This window comes from Fontibacillus panacisegetis, assembly GCF_900102215.1.
In the GTDB taxonomy this organism is placed as follows: domain Bacteria; phylum Bacillota; class Bacilli; order Paenibacillales; family Paenibacillaceae; genus Fontibacillus; species Fontibacillus panacisegetis.
In genome coordinates, this window is record NZ_FNBG01000026.1 from 61,455 (window position 1) to 79,626 (window position 18,172).

At 44.6% G+C, this 18,172-nt stretch carries 15 protein-coding genes and 1 pseudogene; 12 read left to right on the forward strand and 4 right to left on the reverse strand.

What is annotated here, in order from left to right; genetic code table 11:
• The first annotated feature begins 96 nt into the window (after positions 1-96).
• The gene (locus BLS49_RS18705) at positions 97-1,176 is read left to right on the forward strand and encodes an FAD:protein FMN transferase (protein ID WP_091234312.1); all 1,080 of its coding nucleotides are present in this window, start codon (positions 97-99) and stop codon (positions 1,174-1,176) included.
• Positions 1,177-1,246: 70 nt separating this feature from the next.
• Here BLS49_RS18705 and BLS49_RS18710 read toward each other — a convergent pair whose 3' ends face one another.
• Complete coding sequence (locus BLS49_RS18710) at positions 1,247-1,585, reverse strand: helix-turn-helix domain-containing protein (protein ID WP_091234316.1); 339 nt, start codon at positions 1,583-1,585, stop codon at positions 1,247-1,249.
• Positions 1,586-1,794: 209 nt separating this feature from the next.
• Between BLS49_RS18710 and BLS49_RS18715 the strand changes: the two genes are divergently transcribed.
• A complete protein-coding gene (locus BLS49_RS18715) occupies positions 1,795-3,030 on the forward strand; it encodes a hypothetical protein (RefSeq protein WP_091234320.1) in 1,236 nt (411 codons plus the stop codon).
• 81 nt (positions 3,031-3,111) lie between these two features.
• On the forward strand, positions 3,112-3,639 hold the full coding sequence (locus tag BLS49_RS18720) for a discoidin domain-containing protein (protein WP_091234323.1): 528 nt from the start codon (positions 3,112-3,114) through the stop codon (positions 3,637-3,639).
• A gap of 70 nt (positions 3,640-3,709) precedes the next feature.
• On the opposite strand, the gene BLS49_RS18725 is transcribed toward BLS49_RS18720, so the two are convergent.
• On the reverse strand, positions 3,710-4,216 hold the full coding sequence (locus BLS49_RS18725; protein ID WP_091234327.1) for a hypothetical protein: 507 nt from the start codon (positions 4,214-4,216) through the stop codon (positions 3,710-3,712).
• Positions 4,217-4,591: 375 nt separating this feature from the next.
• Between BLS49_RS18725 and BLS49_RS18730 the strand changes: the two genes are divergently transcribed.
• The 8 genes from BLS49_RS18730 to BLS49_RS18765 all read left to right on the forward strand — a co-directional run bounded on the left by BLS49_RS18730 (position 4,592) and on the right by BLS49_RS18765 (position 16,020).
• A complete protein-coding gene (locus BLS49_RS18730; RefSeq protein WP_091234330.1) occupies positions 4,592-7,237 on the forward strand; it encodes a sensor histidine kinase in 2,646 nt (881 codons plus the stop codon).
• Positions 7,230-7,937 (forward strand): response regulator, encoded by a 708-nt coding sequence (locus BLS49_RS18735; RefSeq protein ID WP_091234334.1) that lies wholly within the window; start codon positions 7,230-7,232, stop codon positions 7,935-7,937. The genes BLS49_RS18730 and BLS49_RS18735 overlap by 8 nt, the downstream gene beginning before the upstream one ends.
• A gap of 638 nt (positions 7,938-8,575) precedes the next feature.
• A complete protein-coding gene (locus tag BLS49_RS18740) occupies positions 8,576-8,983 on the forward strand; it encodes a hypothetical protein (protein WP_217640072.1) in 408 nt (135 codons plus the stop codon).
• 140 nt (positions 8,984-9,123) lie between these two features.
• On the forward strand, positions 9,124-9,201 hold the full coding sequence (gene kdpF / locus BLS49_RS25815) for a K(+)-transporting ATPase subunit F (protein WP_091234373.1): 78 nt from the start codon (positions 9,124-9,126) through the stop codon (positions 9,199-9,201).
• A 22-nt stretch (positions 9,202-9,223) separates the two neighbouring features.
• Positions 9,224-10,900 (forward strand): potassium-transporting ATPase subunit KdpA, encoded by a 1,677-nt coding sequence (gene kdpA / locus BLS49_RS18750; RefSeq protein ID WP_091234340.1) that lies wholly within the window; start codon positions 9,224-9,226, stop codon positions 10,898-10,900.
• Between the two features lie 19 nt (positions 10,901-10,919).
• Positions 10,920-12,953, forward strand: coding sequence for a potassium-transporting ATPase subunit KdpB (kdpB, locus tag BLS49_RS18755; RefSeq protein WP_091234344.1), 2,034 nt, complete (start codon positions 10,920-10,922; stop codon positions 12,951-12,953).
• A 30-nt stretch (positions 12,954-12,983) separates the two neighbouring features.
• Entirely contained in the window at positions 12,984-13,604 is a 621-nt protein-coding gene (kdpC, locus tag BLS49_RS18760; RefSeq protein WP_091234347.1) for a potassium-transporting ATPase subunit KdpC, read from the forward strand.
• Between the two features lie 79 nt (positions 13,605-13,683).
• Entirely contained in the window at positions 13,684-16,020 is a 2,337-nt protein-coding gene (locus BLS49_RS18765; protein ID WP_091234351.1) for a histidine kinase, read from the forward strand.
• A gap of 238 nt (positions 16,021-16,258) precedes the next feature.
• Here the strand turns inward: BLS49_RS18765 and BLS49_RS18770 are convergent, their stop codons facing one another.
• Entirely contained in the window at positions 16,259-16,990 is a 732-nt protein-coding gene (locus tag BLS49_RS18770; RefSeq protein WP_091234353.1) for a hypothetical protein, read from the reverse strand.
• A 232-nt stretch (positions 16,991-17,222) separates the two neighbouring features.
• Between BLS49_RS18770 and BLS49_RS25645 the strand changes: the two are divergent.
• Positions 17,223-17,353: pseudogene (locus BLS49_RS25645) on the forward strand (3-ketoacyl-ACP reductase); the annotation flags it as partial.
• Between the two features lie 242 nt (positions 17,354-17,595).
• Here BLS49_RS25645 and BLS49_RS18780 read toward each other — a convergent pair.
• Complete coding sequence (locus BLS49_RS18780) at positions 17,596-17,892, reverse strand: phosphatidylinositol kinase (protein ID WP_091234359.1); 297 nt, start codon at positions 17,890-17,892, stop codon at positions 17,596-17,598.
• Positions 17,893-18,172: the final 280 nt, after the last annotated feature.

Genomic DNA, 18,172 nt, shown 5'->3' on the forward strand with positions numbered 1-18,172 from the left:
CACCCGTGATTTACATACTGGACTAATATTCAGGAGGGTTATACAATACGATTTGTTGACCATGCGCAGCGTGGGAATTTCAAATGGGGTGAATCGATGCGACTAAAACAAGGTATGCACAAATTGGCCGTTATCTGTGGATTGCTGGCCATATCGTCGGTTATAGTATCTGGCTGCAGCGGAAATGGGGATAAACCCGGCAAGCAGGCGTCAACGGAGCCGGTGGCAAGACAATATTATATTTTCGATACGGTGGTTAACATTAAATTATATGATGACGCCAAAGCTGAGGAGCATCTGGATCATATCGATACGATGCTAAAAACGTTGGACAAGGAGCTGAGCCGGACGCTGGAGGGCAGCCAATTGTACAAGGTGAACGAGGAGGCTGGCAAACAACCGGTTGAGGTTTCGGAAAATACGGTGGCAGTTGTGAAGCGATCTATCGCTTATGCGGAGGATTCCGGAGGGTTGTTTGACCCTACGGTTGGAGGTTTGGTCGATCTTTGGAATATTGGCAATGGTGGAGAACACGTGCCGGAGCCGGAAGATTTGCAGCGCGAATTGAATCTTGTCGGCTATAAAGATATCGTTCTGGATGAGGCCAAACGGACAGTTTTTCTTAAGCGTCCTGGTATGGTCCTCGATCTCGGTGGCATCGGGAAAGGATATGCGGCTGATGAAGTTGCTAGATATTTACGGGAAGAAGGAGTAAAAAGTGCGCTTGTAGACCTCGGCGGCAGCAGTATCATCGTCATCGGAAGTAAACCAAACGGTGACAGCTGGAATATCGGACTGCAGGATCCCGACAGTTCTCGGGGAATTAGCGTCGGTACTATTCGGCTGAACGATCATGTAATCGACACATCAGGCATTTATGAACGGTATTTCATTGAGGACGGCGTTATGTATCATCATATCCTCGATCCCCGCACCGGTTCGCCAGCGCAAAACGACTTGAAAAGTGTAACGATTCTAGCCGATAACGCCATGGATGCCGATGCTTTGTCAACTTTTGTTTACGTGATGGGCTTGGAGGACGGTCTTCAATATATGGAGAACCTCGGTGATGACACGGAGGCCATGTTCATTACGGCGGACGATAAAATTTATGTGACCTCCGGATTAAAGGATTCCTTTCAAGTATCAAGCGCTCAGTATACTTTGGTGGAGTAGGGTAACATTAAAAAGGAGCTTCGTAAACCGCACCTTGGCGGGATATGAAGCTCCTTTCGTTTATTACTCTTTATTTTTCGTTTTCCCCATAATCCACGATCGGCTTAATAATCTGCAAGATCAGTTTGATCTTTTCGGGAGAGCAGCGCTCCAGCATTTCTACGATTTCATGTCTGAGATAGTCCTTTGTAGAGCTGTTGGTACCGCTAAGAATATATTCTGGGGATTCTTCAAGAACGACGCAGAGCTGGGACAATCTCTCCAGACTGATCGCCGTTTTTCCCCGTTCGATCTTGCTTATATACGCATTGGAAACATCCAGCATTTCAGCTACCACTTCCTGCGTCAATTCGCGTTCCTCTCTAGCTTGCCTGATTCTTTTGCCAATCAGCGAATAATCGTAACTCATGTCCATCACCTGTCTAAATTGTAACAACCATGGTGGAAGCGTTACATGCATAATAAGTTAAATTGAACTTATGGGTTAAATATGATAGACTAACAATTGAATTTTACTTTTATGGTTTAAGTTTCCTTTAATGGATGTTTGGGGAATTTTCCGGTATATTCAAATAACGTTGTTATTGGCGGTGAAACGGGGAGGTAAGCGAAGGGGATATGCTGAATCCTGATTGGAGAATCATCAAAGCTTTCTTGATACGCTGTGATGAATTGCGGATGTACGAATGTCTGGAGAAGATTCCGGAACTGATGGGGGAGTATCCGGAGTATGCCCCAAAAATATGGGAAGTAGCCGAATTCTTTTTCAGTAACGGAAGGCTTCGTGCAGCAACCGCACTATATGAAGGCATTGCCACGTTTTCGGAACAGCTTGATGCGGGCAGGCTGGCGATGTGTCAATTTCGTTTATGGCAGCTTGCGATTCGGAACAATTTGGGCGATCCATATGCGTCGCTTCGGTTCATTCCTTTCCGGCATCGGTTACCCGAGGCGTACGTACTCGATGGTCTGCTGCTGCTAGCCAAAAACTATGCTGTCCGCGACAGATGGGAGGAAGCCGAAAATTATGCCGACGAATTATATAAGCTTATTCTGACAGTGTGTCAAAATCGGAGGAAATACAGGTTGAAGCAGCGCCACACAACGCAGTTTCCACTAATTACATATTATGGCGAAGCCTGCTTGTTAAAGGCAGCCGCGCTTGAACAACAGGAAAGATATCTTGAATCCATGGAGTGGATTAAGAAAAGTGCTGTTCTGAGCCGATTCGAAAAATTGGACGAACAGGGCCGGATGGAAGCAGAGCGATTCCGTGTGCTGGCGCTGGGGAGCCGATTTTCCCTTGAGGTCAAGCGGGGCGATCGGCAGATCATCGTAGAATATGTCATCTTTATGCGGGAATATGAAAGCGAGGTGCTCAGGGGGCTGATTGCATTGCTCGTTTCCGCCAATACATACGACTATTCCATTGATCAGCTCCTGCGTTCGTTTACGGACCTCAATTTACAGCCTGTCCCGCCAAATGGCGAGGATGGAACGGAGCAGTATTATATTGACCGCCACAGTTATATCCAGTATTGCTACCATTATGCGGACTATTGCTTCCGAAGAGCCTGTTATGACGTAGGTGCAGAGTTCATGTTCCGTGCGCTCGAGCTGGTGGCTGGGGAAAGAAATTACGTTTTTGTGCTTCAATGTACGATCCTGTTCGAGAAGCATCGTGAACATTTCACGCCCGGGCAAACCGCGCAGTATGAGCGGTTATGTGAGAAAATCAAAAACCATAAGGAGCCGAAAACCACTGTGTTTCGCGACTATTTCCTCATGCTGGTCAGGGGAATGTCGTCACCCTGTGTTGAAGAAGGTGCGAAGAGGAAGTTTTTTTATATATAATACTAATTATGACAAATTTCACATTCACAATGCAGTATAGTAGAGTTGCAATATATTTTAAATTTGAAAGGAAGAGGAATAATGAAAAAGAAATCGTTTACTCTATTTGCCTCTCTGCTAATCACCGCTGCAATAAGCACTGTTACCGTAAGCGCTTCCGGGGATATTGTTCCGACCATGACCTCCAATACGACTTATACCGGGACAGGCTATTTAGGAGGCTACGCCTATGCGTCCAGTGAGTGGGCGTTTCATGAGGCGTACAAAGCATTCGATGACGATAATAGCACGTACTGGTCATCGTCCAGCGGGAGCTATGGAGAGCTGCACTTTCAGCTTTTTGGTGTTAAAAAAGTTACCAGCTACACGCTAAGAACCTCTTCCCAAGATGTTAGTCATGCCCCTAAGGACTGGACGTTTGAGGGGTTCAATCTAAGTGAAGGAAAGTGGGTTGTATTAGACCAGGTTTCCGGCTACCTTTCCTATCCGAACTACACACATACACGCACCTTCCCGAACACAAAAAACTACGACCGTTATCGGATCAAAGTAACTGCCAACAATGGAGCTTATTCCACATCGATCGCTGAAGTACAGATGTTTGAATAGCAATCAAGGTTGAGGGCGCGGCTTTCGAGGTTATCGGAGGCCGCGCTTATTTATAAGGAAATCTCCCCATTTAATTAAATCGATAGTACTCAAGTAACCTGAGTTGATGGGCTTCTTCAGCTTTGGTTAAGTAATTAGCCAGTTCGGCTTCATTTTCACAAACCGCCGTATGCTCCAGCCATACCGAATGTTTTGTTCTTTGGACAATGGACAGATGCAGAGGGAAAAAGCTGCGAGAACGCAAAATGTACCAGCCTCTATTCATGCTTTTCCAAGGTTCTTTAAAGGCTGTCATAAGCGGGAGCCTTTTGCGTGTTGACCAGTCTTGGGCATGTTGCTTCTCTCTTATGCTTTTGTAAATTTCATTTATCAATCGCTCGTCATTACATGTGACATAGGCAGGGGAGTTACAGAATAGGGTTAATTTGGCGATCTGCCTTGCACCGAATCCATAGCCTATAATATAACGTTGATTGTCCTCCTCGTACCAAAGCGCTCCGAAGCTGGATAGCTCCAGACTTTTCGGCTCCAATACATTGGGAATTGTACCTATAAAAAATGTTCTTGATTGATGCATTTCCGCCACTCCTTACTGTAAATCCCTCTACTGCTGAGATTTAAGAGGAATCATACACGGAGTTCCTATGTCTGTAAAAAAGTGTGATGGGTATAAAAGTTAGTATTAGGGCATATTCGAGTATAAAAGTACAAAGTCTGGTGGAAGCAGGCTGCATGCTTTGTTTTTCTAACTAAAGCTCCTATTTTTTACGACCTTAACAGGATCTTAATCAACCTGAAGACACTCTAATGCTATCCTTATATTCTAGAAAGAGATGTCTTAATGTAATCTTAATACTGCTGGCAAAGTCATAATACGATGCTGATATGGCCCATGATATACTTAATATTTAGAAGATACCAATACCAAGATCGTCGGAAAGCAGGCTTTAAGATGGCAGCAAAAAAACCGGGTAAGCTGAAAATTTTTATCGGATATGCACCAGGCGTTGGTAAAACCTGTGCGATGCTGAACGCTGCCCATGAGAAGCAAAAAGCTGGGGTAAATGTGGTGGCCGGATTTATTGACCCTCATGGCAGACCAGACACTGCGGCTCTCCTGAAAGGTTTGGAAATGCTACCGCATACGAGAAATTCCAATGGAGAGAATGCCTTTAATGAATTTGATCTAGACCATGCTCTTCAAAGAAGTCCTGAGCTTATCCTGGTTGATGATCTGGCTCATGCGAATACAGCGGGCTTCCGTCACAAAAAACGATATCAGGATGTTGAGGAGCTTATCCGAGCAGGCATTGATGTGTATGCAACGGTAGATGTTCAGCAGATTGAAAGTCTGGCAGATATAGTATCCACCATTACCGGGGGGAATGTACAAGAACGCATTCCAGACAGTGTGTTTGACCGTGCAGATCAGGTGGAGCTGGTTGATATTGACCCTGATGCTTTGATTGATCGCTGGAGAAGTGGAAAGCTGTATCCTAATCAGGAGACACAAAGAGCCTATGCTTATTTATTTACTAGAGAGAAGCTGAGTGGTTTGCGAGAGCTTGCTTTGGCCAAGACAGCAGATCTGTTAAAGCGAATCGCGGTACAAATTAGCGGGCAGGTAACAAGTAATGAAAACACTGTAAAGGAGCATATTCTGGTTTGTCTATCTTCGGCTCCATCCAATAAAAAAGTGATTCGAACGGCGGCTAGGCTGGCTGAAGTTTTTCATGGTCATTTTACGGCCTTGTTTGTGGAGACAACAGAATATCAGCAATTAACTACAAAAAATAAAGCTGGGCTGCGGGAAAACCTAAGACTAGCCGAGCAATTGGGGGCTGAAATTGCGACTGTATATGGAGAAGATGTTCCTGGACAGATCGCGGAGTATGTCAACACGAGTCGGGTATCGAAGATCGTATTGGGGCGTTCTCCAAACAAAAGGAGAGGACTCTCAAAATCCACGGTCGTAGACAAATTAATTGCTCTGGTCCCTAATGTTGAGACGTATATTATTCCCTACAACGAGTCCTCGTTTCCTAGAAGATTTCCATTGAAATTCAAACCCCCTATGTTATCCCTGGCTGATCTAGCCAAAACCGTTTCTTTTCTGATGGTATGTACATTGGTTGGAATATGGTTTAAGTCCCTAGGGTTTAGAGATGAGAACATTATTACCATTTATATTCTGGGTGTTCTTTTTAACGCGATGGTTACAAAGGGCAAGCTCTATAGCGTTATTTCTTCCATTATGAGTGTGCTCACATTTAATTATTTTTTTACCGAACCCTATTATTCTTTTCAAGCATATGACTCCGGTTATCCCGTGACTTTTCTGACTATGCTCTCGGCGTCTTTTATCATAAGTACATTGACTATGCGGGTAAGGGAGCAGGCTTATCAATCTGCACAAAAGGCTTATCGTACAGAAGTGCTGCTGGAAACAAGCCGCAAACTGCAGCAGGCGAAAAATTTCTCAGACATCATTGAGGCAACTGCCCAGCAGATGGTCAAGCTGCTAGATAAAACGATAATTTTTTATACCGTTCAGCAGGGAACCTTGTCCGAGCCGCAGATGTATTTAAAGAATGAATTAGCTGCTGATACTCAGGCTTATACTGGAGAGAGTGAACATGCAGTAGCGGAATGGGTGTATAGGAACAACAAGCGGGCGGGAGCGACTACGGATACCTTTTCGATTGCAAACTGCCTGTATCATGCTGTCCGTGGTGGTGATTCGGTGTTTGCAGTAGCGGCCATTGTTATGGACCAAGAAGAGCCTTTAGAGATTTTTGAGAAGAGTCTGATGATTGCCATGCTGGATGAATGTGCATTGGCACTCGAGAAAGAACAGCTGAACGAGAAACAAAAAGAAATTTCTATGCAGATCCAACAGGAGCAGCTCCGCGCAAATCTGCTTCGGGGGATTTCCCATGATTTGCGTACCCCTCTAACCAGCGTTTCGGGGAATGCAGATATTCTCATAGGAAATTCTGAGGTGCTAAGTGAGGAGCAGAAAATGAGGCTGTATAAGGATATCTATGACGATTCCATGTGGCTGATTCATCTGGTTGAGAACCTGCTTTCCATCACCCGTATTGAAAACGGAACTTTAAACCTGAACCTGCAAGCAGAGCTAGTGGAGGAGGTCATCTCGGAAGCGCTGCTTCATGTAAATCGTGATAGCGAGAACCATATAATTGACACGGTTTTGGATGAAGAACTGCTTATGGCCCGAATGGATTCCAGACTCATAGTACAGGTTCTTATCAATCTTGTGGATAACGCAATCAAGTACACCCAATGTGGTTCACACATCATACTTTCAGCTAGGCGTGACAAGCAAATGATTATTCTGGAAATCTCTGACGATGGTCCAGGTATTGCAGAAGAAGTCAAAGCAAGACTGTTTGACATGTTCTATACCGCAAATAATGTCCGTGGGGACGGGCGTCGTGGCTTAGGTTTGGGGCTTGCTCTATGTAAATCGATAGTGAATGCCCATGGAGGTACTATTGGTGTTAGAGATCATTTTCCGAAGGGCACAATTTTTTATTTTACCCTACAGGCTGAGGCGGTGAGTGTATATGAATAAACCTTTTATACTTGTTGTGGAGGATGACAAACCTATTCGTAATCTGATCACGACCACTTTAGAGACTCAAGGCTATAAATATCACACGGCGGAGACAGGAGAAGCTTCAATTATTGAAGCGGTATCCAGACAGCCGGATTTGATAATTCTGGATTTGGGACTGCCGGATATGGACGGAGTAGATATTATCAAAAAGGTGCGGACATGGTCGACTATCCCCATTATCGTCGTCAGTGCACGAAGTGAAGACAGGGATAAAATAGAGGCGCTGGACGCAGGAGCAGATGACTATCTTACAAAACCATTTAGCGTGGAGGAATTGCTGGCAAGGCTCAGGGTCAGTCTACGGAGAATCCGGTACGATAACGAAAAGCTTCCTAAGGAAGCCTCAAGTTTCATCAATGGGCATTTAAAAATTGATTACGCGGCGGGATGTGTGTGGTTGGATGAAGAAGAAATTCATCTGACGCCAAGTGAATATAAGCTTCTATGCTTGTTGGCAAAAAATGTGGGCAAGGTGCTGACCCATAACTATATTCTGCATGAAATTTGGGGTATCTATCCTTATGATGTCTCCGCGCTACGTGTATTTATGGCCACCTTACGTAAAAAAATTGAACAAAAATCCTCCCAACCAAAATATATTCAAACACATATAGGTATAGGCTATCGGATGCTGCAGGTCAGCGAAGATAACTGACATACTGGAAGGTAATGAAGAGGCCGTCCCAAAAGTTATCTAGGATAACTTTGAGGGGCGTTTTTTTTAGCAGTGGAAAGGCAAGATATCAGGAAAGGCCTGCAAAAATGCAGTTTTTTAAAAGTAGCCATGAAAGGATGAACAAAAGCGTGCAAAAATGCAGGAATATGTTTCAGAATAGACTAGTTTGACGAGAATCCTTAGAGAAAGCCTGCACATTTGCAGCAATTTAGGGCGTTTAGAGACTTTACATGATCAAAACCTGCACATTTGCAGGAATTTCAGGAATTCCGCATCATGACACTATTTCACATGAGACATGGTCATAGAATATGGTGAAATCAAGCGGTGCAGGGAGCGTTTTCCTTACACCGCTATTTCTAGTTTTGACAGCAAATCTACTTTTGGGACAGCCCCTTTGTTGTGTTCATCGGAATCTTAAGATGATCTTAATCCTTACATTGAAACCCTAATCCTAAACTAATGCGGTGAATGTTACGCTGGATTTCGAGAGCAAGCGGGGTAAGGAGGTTTCGCATGAATACTTAATGAGTATTGCCCGCCGTCTATGCGGAAGACGGAAATGAAGGTCTACACTTATGCGAACAGGGGTGTTAACCCGGAAAGAAGGAAAAGACATGAACGGTCATGCCGCGGTTATGGTATATGCCCCCAATCAGGCTGGGGAGCAGTTTATGCAAACTTTGAGCGAAGGCGGTCATTCTTTTGCCGTCGTGGCATGTTGTCCTGCTGAACAACGATACTTGGGTGCAAGAGGATTAACCAACATCGTCCGAATCAACTTTAAGGAGCAATCCTTGATATATTCGTCAGAAAATGAATTCAGCAGAGTTTACATTTTTGAAGAAGAGCTGGGAAGGTGCTGCAAAGTCCTGGAAATTATCCGTAAATGGACGAACGGGATTATTTATGTCATTACCACAAACCATTATCCACAAATGATATATAGGATGCTTGGTGCCAATTACGTCATACGGACGACTAAAGATGATGTATCTTTCTTGATTGAAAATGAAGTGTTCTAAAGAAACTGCCTTTGGAGAGGAGAGACTACAGCGATGATGGATGTATATATGTTAGCGGCACTAGCTGCAATCTTTGGTACGTTCTACGCCTTCGCTCGATGGTGCGGGCATGTTGTTGATGATGAAGGGAGGGGAGAGCAATGACGGTAGTTATTGCAGCAACCTTACTATTATTTATCTATTTGATTTATGCCTTAATTCACCCGGAGAAATTCTAATGTTAAAAAGGGAGGGTCATTCATGGGTATTGTGCAAATCGTTGCAGTTATCCTTATACTGGTGCTGCTCGTCAAGCCGGTAGGAACTTATCTATATTATGTATTTTCCAATGAACCGAACCGGACGGATCGGATCTTCGGAGGAATCGAGAAATGGATATTCCAACTAGGTGGATTAAAAAATCGCAAAGGGATGTCATGGAAGAAATATGCAATTAGCTTTTTGTCTACCAATGTTGTGCTCGTTGCGTTCGGCTATTTAATTCTTCGTCTGCAAGGAGGTCTGCCGTTTAATCCGAATGGCATCGGGGAGATGGAGCAGACGCTTTCATTTAATACGGTGATCAGCTTTATCACGAACACGAATCTACAGCATTACAGCGGGGAAACAGGGCTTTCGTATTTCTCGCAAATGGCTGTCATTACCATGTTGATGTTCACTTCGGCTGCGAGTGGTTTTTCGGTGGCTGTGGCCTTTGTAAGAGGAATTACCGGGAAAGAATCACTCGGAAATTTCTTTGAGGACTTCGTCAAGGCGCACACACGGGTATTTTTACCGATTGCCTTGCTCGTTGCATTAACGCTCGTTGCATTGCAGGTTCCACAGACCTTGAACCCAACGATAGAAGTAACAACGCTAGAAGGTCAGACACAGCAGATTGCGATAGGTCCTGTTGCTTCGCTGGAGTCGATCAAACATCTGGGAACAAATGGCGGTGGATTCTTTGGGGTCAACTCGGCGCATCCGTTTGAGAATCCGTCACCTTTAACCAATGTTATTGAAATTTTGTCTATGTGGACACTGCCAGCATCCTTGCCTTATATGTATGGTCTGTTCGCCAGAAACAAACGGCAAGGCTGGGGTATTTTTTCTGCCATGATGGTGCTATTCGTATTGCTGCTGTCCTTGAACTTTTACGCAGAAAGCAAAGGCAATCCAGCGATTAATGCCATGGGCATTGATGCTTCTCAAGGCAGCATGGAGGGCAAGGAAGTACGCTTTGGTATTCCGCAATCGTCCTTATTTACGGCAGTAACCACCGCGGCTACTACAGGCAGCGTTAACAATATGCACGATACTCAGACCCCTCTAGGAGGAATTACCCCACTGGCGTTAATGATGTTGAACAACGTGTTTGGCGGTAAGGGTGTGGGGGTGATTAATATGCTGATGTACGCGATTCTGGCGGTCTTCCTATGTGGATTGATGGTGGGACGAACGCCGGAATTCCTTGGTCGTAAAATCGAAGCGAAGGAAATGAAGCTGATCGCGATTGCGATACTGATTCATCCTCTCATTATTTTGGGACCTACCGCTATCTCCTTTCTGACAGATTTAGGGCAAGGAGCGATCAGCAATTCAGGATATCACGGCCTGTCGCAGGTTTTGTATGAATATACTTCGTCTGCTGCCAACAATGGCTCTGGATTTGAAGGGCTGGCGGATAACAGTACATTCTGGAACATGATGACAGGGCTTGTGATGCTGTTGGGACGTTACATTTCCATGATTGCGATGCTTGCTGTAGCAGGCTCTCTGCTTCGTAAAAAGCCAGTTCCGGAGACGATCGGCACGTTCCGTACCGATAACGGATTATTTACTGGAATTTTGATTGGAACCGTGCTGATTATTGGCGCGCTGACATTCCTGCCGGTCTTGGTGCTTGGTCCGGTTGCTGAATATTTGACTCTACGGTAAGGAGAGAGGGAGAGCAGAGATGAGTAAGGTGCAAAAAAAGAAGTTACTGACAGGTCCGATTGTAAGAAATGCACTTAAGGATAGTTTTATTAAGCTGAATCCGATGACCTTGATCAAAAATCCAGTCATGTTTGTCGTAGAAATTGGAACGATCATCGTTCTGTTGATGGTACTTTTTCCTGGTTACTTTGGGGCTAAGGAATCGGTGGGATTTAATATCTCCGTATTTTTTATTCTGCTGTTTACCGTACTATTTGCTAATTTTGCAGAGGCGCTGGCAGAGGGACGGGGGAAGGCTCAAGCCGATTCGTTAAAGAAAACGAAACGAGAAAGTTTCGCCAATAAGCTGGTAGGAGACGTCGTCAAGAAAGTCTCTTCCTCTGAACTGCGAAAAGGTGATGTCGTCCTTGTGAGTCAGGGTGAACTGATTCCCGGTGATGGAGAAGTGATTGAAGGGCTGGCTTCTGTTGACGAATCGGCAATCACGGGAGAATCTGCACCAGTCATTAAAGAAGCGGGAGGAGACTTCAATTCGGTCACAGGCGGTACGAGGGTCGTAAGCGATGAAATCAAGGTGAGGATTACTAGTGATCCCGGCGAATCCTTCCTTGACCGGATGATTTTGCTGGTAGAGGGAGCTAAGCGTCAAAAAACACCGAATGAAATCGCGCTTAACACACTTTTGATCAGCTTGACCATTATCTTTTTGATTGTCGTTGTTACCCTGCGTCCGATTGCGTCTTACCTTGGGATTAATCTGGACATTCCAGTTCTGATCTCTCTGCTGGTTTGTTTGATTCCTACGACAATTGGCGGGCTCTTGTCCGCCATCGGGATCGCCGGTATGGATCGGGTTACCCAGTTTAATGTTGTAGCTATGTCCGGTAAAGCAGTCGAAGCAGCGGGAGATATCAACACGATGATTCTCGATAAAACGGGCACCATCACCTTCGGCAATCGCATGGCTAGCGAATTTGTACCTGTGGGCAAGGAGACTGAGACTGATTTGGCTTTGTGGGCGACAGTCAGTTCATTGAAGGATGAGACGCCGGAAGGGCGTTCTGTCATAGAACTGAACAAGAAGCTCGGATACCCTTATGAAGCAGGGTTGGAGGAAGGCGGACAGTTTATTGAATTCCGTGCAGAAACACGGATGAGCGGGATGGATTTGCGGGACGGCCTCAAGGTTCGGAAAGGGGCAGTGGATTCGATCAAAAACTGGGTGCTGTCTCAGAGAGGGCAGATACCAGCTAATCTGGATCAGAAGTCGAACGCAATCGCCAGTATGGGAGGAACCCCACTTGCCGTTGCGGTCAATGACAGGATTTATGGGCTTATCTATCTGAAGGATACTGTCAAACCGGGGATGAAAGAACGTTTTGATGAGCTTCGTAAAATGGGTATCAAGACCATCATGTGTACAGGGGACAATCCGCTGACCGCTTCGACCATTGCTGCTGAAGCCGGGGTGGATAGCTTTATTGCCGAGAGCACACCGGAGAATAAGATCGAAGTCATTCGCCGTGAACAAAAGGAAGGTAAACTCGTTGCCATGACAGGCGATGGTACGAACGATGCGCCTGCCTTGGCGCAGGCAGATGTGGGACTCGCGATGAACAGCGGTACTTCCGCTGCCAAAGAAGCGGCTAACATGGTGGATCTGGATTCTGACCCTTCTAAGATCATCGAGGTAGTAGCCATCGGTAAGCAGCTTTTGATGACGCGTGGCGCCTTAACGACTTTCAGTATTGCTAACGATATCGCCAAATATTTTGCCATTATTCCGGCAATGTTTACCTTGGCCATACCAGAAATGAACGTGCTGAACGTGATGGGGCTGGGATCGCCAAGCTCAGCGATTATCTCGGCACTGATTTTTAATGCGATTGTTATCCCGCTCTTGATTCCGCTGGCGATGAGAGGCGTAAAGTATAAACCGATGAGTTCGGTCAAATTGCTACGGCAGAATATATTTATTTATGGCCTTGGAGGAATCATTGTTCCATTCATCGGCATTAAAGTAATTGATCTGCTTGTTAGTATGTGGGTTTAAGAGTAGATCGGAGCAGAGAGGACGATAAAGATGGAAAAGGTAAGTAAGGAAGCAACGGAGCAAGAGTCGGTATCTAAAGGAGCCTTTCTATTTAGTATTGTAAGACTCAGCGCTATTATGATCATATTATGTGGCATTGTGTACCCCTTGGCCTCAACAGCCATTGCTCAGGTGTTAATGCCTTCTCAGGCAAATGGAAGTCTACTAAAGAACAGTGAGGGCAAGGTCATCGGCTCTGAGCTCATAGGCCAAAAATTCATAAATCCGGCATTGTTTCATGGTCGTGTGTCCAGCATAGATTACAAGGCTGAATCCTCTGGCTCGAACAATTATGGTCCGTCGAATCCGGATATGCTGCAGCGCACTAAGGACTCCGTTACCCAATGGAAGACGAATAATCCCGAAGTGCCAATCAGTCGGCTGCCGATTGATTTGATTACCAATTCCGGATCAGGTCTGGACCCGCACATTTCCCCTGCTTCAGCGCAGGTGCAGATCCCTAGAATCAGCAGTTTAACCGGCATCTCAAAGGATACTTTGGAAGAGCTTGTTAAGAAGCACACGGAGGGACGCGATCTGGGGCTGTTTGGTGAGGAACGAGTCAATGTTCTGAAACTGAATAAGGATTTATTAGAGTTGCAGGCAAAGTAATACCAGCATTCCTGTCCGTTCGAGTAGCGGACAGGAAATTTTAGGTTTGGACCATGATTAAAGAAAGTGGGCGAATCGATTGGCGCCTTATAAACGTAAAACGCCAGAAGAAATACTATATTCTATATACCGATTGCACCGGGGGAAATTAAAAATTATTATTGGCTCGGTCAGCGGCTCCGGTAAAACATACCATATGCTTCAGGAAGGCGGGCTTTTGAAAAAGCAGGGTATCGATGTGGTGTACAGTGCTGTATCAACGATGCAGCGCTCGGAAACGGTCCAGCAGCTGGAGGATCTGGAGCGTGTACCCAGCATTCATTGGTGGAAAAATGGCAAAGAACAGAAGGACCTCCCTTTAGAAGCCTTAATAGAACGTAATCCTGAGGCACTATTAGTGGATGGATTAGCTCATCGCAATCGGGAGGGGGCAAAGTTTGCCACACGGCTTGAGGATATCCGCTATTTGATGGATCGTGGCATTAGCGTGATTACAACTATCAATGTATATGAATTGGCCGGTGTTGGAGAACTCATATTCAAGATGACCGGAATTCGGGCGGAAGATACGGTGCCTTTGAACACGCTAGAGTTAGCGGATGAAGTGCGACTGATCGATGTATCGCCGGAAACGATTTTGAAGCGAATGGAAGAAGGGATACTAGGGAATGAAACACATCCGGCAATGTTCCGTCGTGGAAATCTTGGCGTTCTGCGAGAGTTATCCTTGCGGCTAGTAGCGGAAGGGGTCAATGATTCTCTGGAGAAGCATCGGGAGGAGCATGGATTGATCGGCCCGTCTGGTGCTAGCGAACGGATACTGGTTTCTGCCCAATATCATTGGAACGGGTCTCTTCATGTAAGAAGGGGACAGCAAATTGCCAAGCGGCTTAACGGTGATCTCATTGTCGTTACGTTTGTAAAGCCACAGCTGCCGTTGACGAAGGAACAGCAAGTCTTCAAGCGCTCTATCATCAAGCTGGTGAGTCGGGTGGATGCCCGGTTTGAAGAGCTGAGGTTGACCAGTTTTCGTCAGCTTCCATCCGTATTAGTTCGTTATGCCACTCAAAACAATGTGACACGGATCGTCATGGGGCACTCTCAAAAAAGCCGTTGGCAGGAAAAATGGCAGGGTTCGATAGCAAACCGAGTGTTGCGAAAAACGCGCAATATCGATGTATTTGTTATGGCCGATCGAGCCAAGCAGGAGGGAGAACGGATTTTGCCCATCAGATCTAATTCGAAGAAGACCGAGGAGCCCTTCCATCGCTTGACCAGCCAGGAGATGCAGCAAAAAATTGAAAGGATACGCCGAGGAACTTTCAAGATATACATTGGCGCGTCACCGGGTGTAGGCAAAACATACAAAATGCTGCAGGAAGGTAATCTGTTATTGAACAGGGGCATCGATGTTGTAATCGGATTGCTGGAAACCCATGGACGGAAGGAAACCAAAGAGCAAACAGGTCAATTAACTACGATACCTCGGGCCAAAATTCCCTATCAATCTACTTGGCTTGAAGAGATGGATATAGAAGCGATAATAGAACGTCATCCTGAGGTGGTGCTAGTGGATGAGTTAGCCCATACTAATGTGCCAGGCAGTGTGACCCGCAAACGGTATGAGGATGTCATCCGCTTACTGGAGAGTGGCATATCCGTCATAACTACGGTGAACGTGCAGCATTTGGAAAGCTTAAATGACGCTGTGGCTCAACTAACCGGTGTTCGTGTCAGGGAAACGGTGCCTGATGCGATTTTAAAAATGGCAAACGAAGTGGAGCTCATCGATGTTACACCACAAATGCTGCAAGAAAGGATGCGAGAGGGAAAAATTTATGCGGCCGAGAAGGTGAATCAGGCTCTGGAATCGTTTTTTAAGATCGGTAATTTGATCGCACTGCGTGAATTAGCCCTTCGTGAAATCGCGGATGATGTGGATGAACGGCTGGAAGCATGGGATCGTGATGTGGCTTTGCGAGGGTCATGGAGTCGTCAGGAAGTTATTTTCGTTTGTGTGGATTTGGGGCCTCAGGCAGAACGGCTCATTCGCCGTGGCTTCCGCATTGCACATCGTTTGAAGGCCGATTGGTTTGTGCATTATGTGCATTGCGGTGGGACACGAACAGACGACGAGCAGAGACGGTTAGATGCACTCAAGCACTTAACGGAACGGCTCGGGGGCGTAATAGAGATGACTGAGGTTAGCTCCAATACCAACATCCATCAACTTCTGTTGAACAGAATGAACGAAGTGCGTACGACACAACTTATTATTGGACAGTCGAGAAAACCATTATGGCGATCATTATTCAAAGAAAGCTTCGTTCATTACTTGCTTCGGAATGCTAGACACATAGACATGCTGATTGTGGCGGATTTTGATCCGAATGTGATGACTGAATCGACAAAATAAGCCGAGAAAAATATTCAATTAACATAGCGAGGTTTCCAAGATTTTGGAGGCACACTTTTTTTTGAAATTTCTTGTAATATAACTTTAGGATCAGTGGAATGGGTGTGGATAAATAAAACAATATTAGCAACTAATATATAAAATGCTAAGTCATCAACACCAGCTAAATGTCTAATTTGATTGTAGGCCAAATAGAGCATAAGAAAAGGCTGTTTTGCTACTCATAAGTTCAATTTTATTAATCAGGAATAACTAAGGATTCAAAGACATGATCTATTATATCTTTACCTTGCTCGTCATAAAAGCTTTGAGTAAATGTAATACTCACAGCCAATATAATGGAATCGGTAGGAACGAAATACTGTGTTAAAACAATATCGTTTCCGGTTTCCACGTGTTTATAACTGCCTGTCAAAATACCAGCTTCAAAATTTCCGAATTTTTTTGGCTTTAAGTTTGTTTTTTTAAAGTCTTTGATTCCTGCTTGCTCTTCACCGCTTGAAATATAGTAATTCACTGTCTCGTCAACAATATCATCAACCGAAGTTTTTAGAAAAGGGGAATTTTTCTGAACAGTTACATTTATATTCTCGGAGAACATTTTTTCTAAATTGTCGGTTTTTACAGCAAATTTAAGCAGTGGAGTATTAAATCTAGAGGCATCTATTTCATCCCATCCCTTTGGATAATCAATAGAAAAAAGCTCGCTAGAATATGTTGTATAAGATTCATCAGATGTTGATTCCGTTTTGGAAGCTGATTGAGTAACTTCATTTTTGCTGGAATTGGTCTCTGCTAAATTGACCTTTTCCTCCAATTTTTTATTCTCTTTTTTAAGCGTGGCAACTTCATTCTCCAATGCAGATATTTTGTTCTTTAGATCAGCATCACTTGAAGTAGTACTACCTGAAGAACAAGCGCTTAATGAAAATATTGCAGCAATTGCTAAAACAACATATCTAAGTCTCATAATGCACCTCTATTTTGTTATATTTTAACATCGTATAGTCTATCAGAACCGGTAATATTTCTCTAGTAAAAAATAGGAAGGGCTAAATACCTGCAAAAAATCAGTTCTTTCCACTTTTGCTATCAAAACGAATGTGGCCGTAGAGGAGGATATTCTAATATTGATTGATACCACAGCAGCAGACTGTGGTAAGTTTTACCCATTTTTTTAAAGAAGAAAAAAGGGGTTATTGTCAACAGGGTTTATGTATGCAAAAGAAGGCATTCGTTGTAATGCAATTGCTCCTGGTGGGGGGAGACGAACATCGGAGCATCGATGACCAACATAAATCCGTTTGGTGCAGCCAGACAGCAGCTCGGATTGGTGGCCATTACCCGCGCATAACAGCTGATTCAGGTTGGACCGCTTATTAAGTCTGGAGCGACTATGAAGGAAGGACAACTGCACTAAAAGATGAGATTGCAACTAGTATGAAATAGCGAAAAATACTTCCCTTATATATTGAGAGTAAGGTAATCTTTAAAGGAATAAGGGAAGTATTTTTCTTTTATCACTGCGAAAACTGCTTCAAAAAACGAGAAAACAGGAGCACGGGTGTCTTACGCTTAGATGAAAAAAGGAAGTAGAAAAAAGTCTCTAATCCCGAAAAAGGGAATGCGGCGAAAGAAGAATCGACGTCTGGGAAAAAATCCCGGATGAAAGCCGAACTGTCTATAGGTCGACTCCTGTACGGGCAATCCGCTTAAGCGATCTACCATTTCATTTGAAGGAATAGCAAGCGTAACGTACTGTTGGTCCACGTGAGCGATAAATCCATCATGGGATTGACCATCTGTTGTAGTAACACCAACATATTTATTCATGCAGCTCCAACTGATTTGCTGATAATCATTTGCATTCATGAGTATCCTCCTTAGATAAATCATTCTCGACAATAGTCTATGGACTTCAACCTATAACGCTCACGGCATTAGCCTAGATATGTATTAATAATACGAAGGGACTGTCCCAAAAGTAGGGTTAGTGTCAAAACTAGAAATAGCGGTGCAAGGAAGATGATGCGGAATTCCTGAAATTCCTGCAAATGTGCAGGCTTTCTCTAAGGATTCTCTTCAAACTAGTCTATTCTGAACCATTTTCCTGCATTTTTGCAGGCTTTTGTTCATCCTTTCATGGCTACTT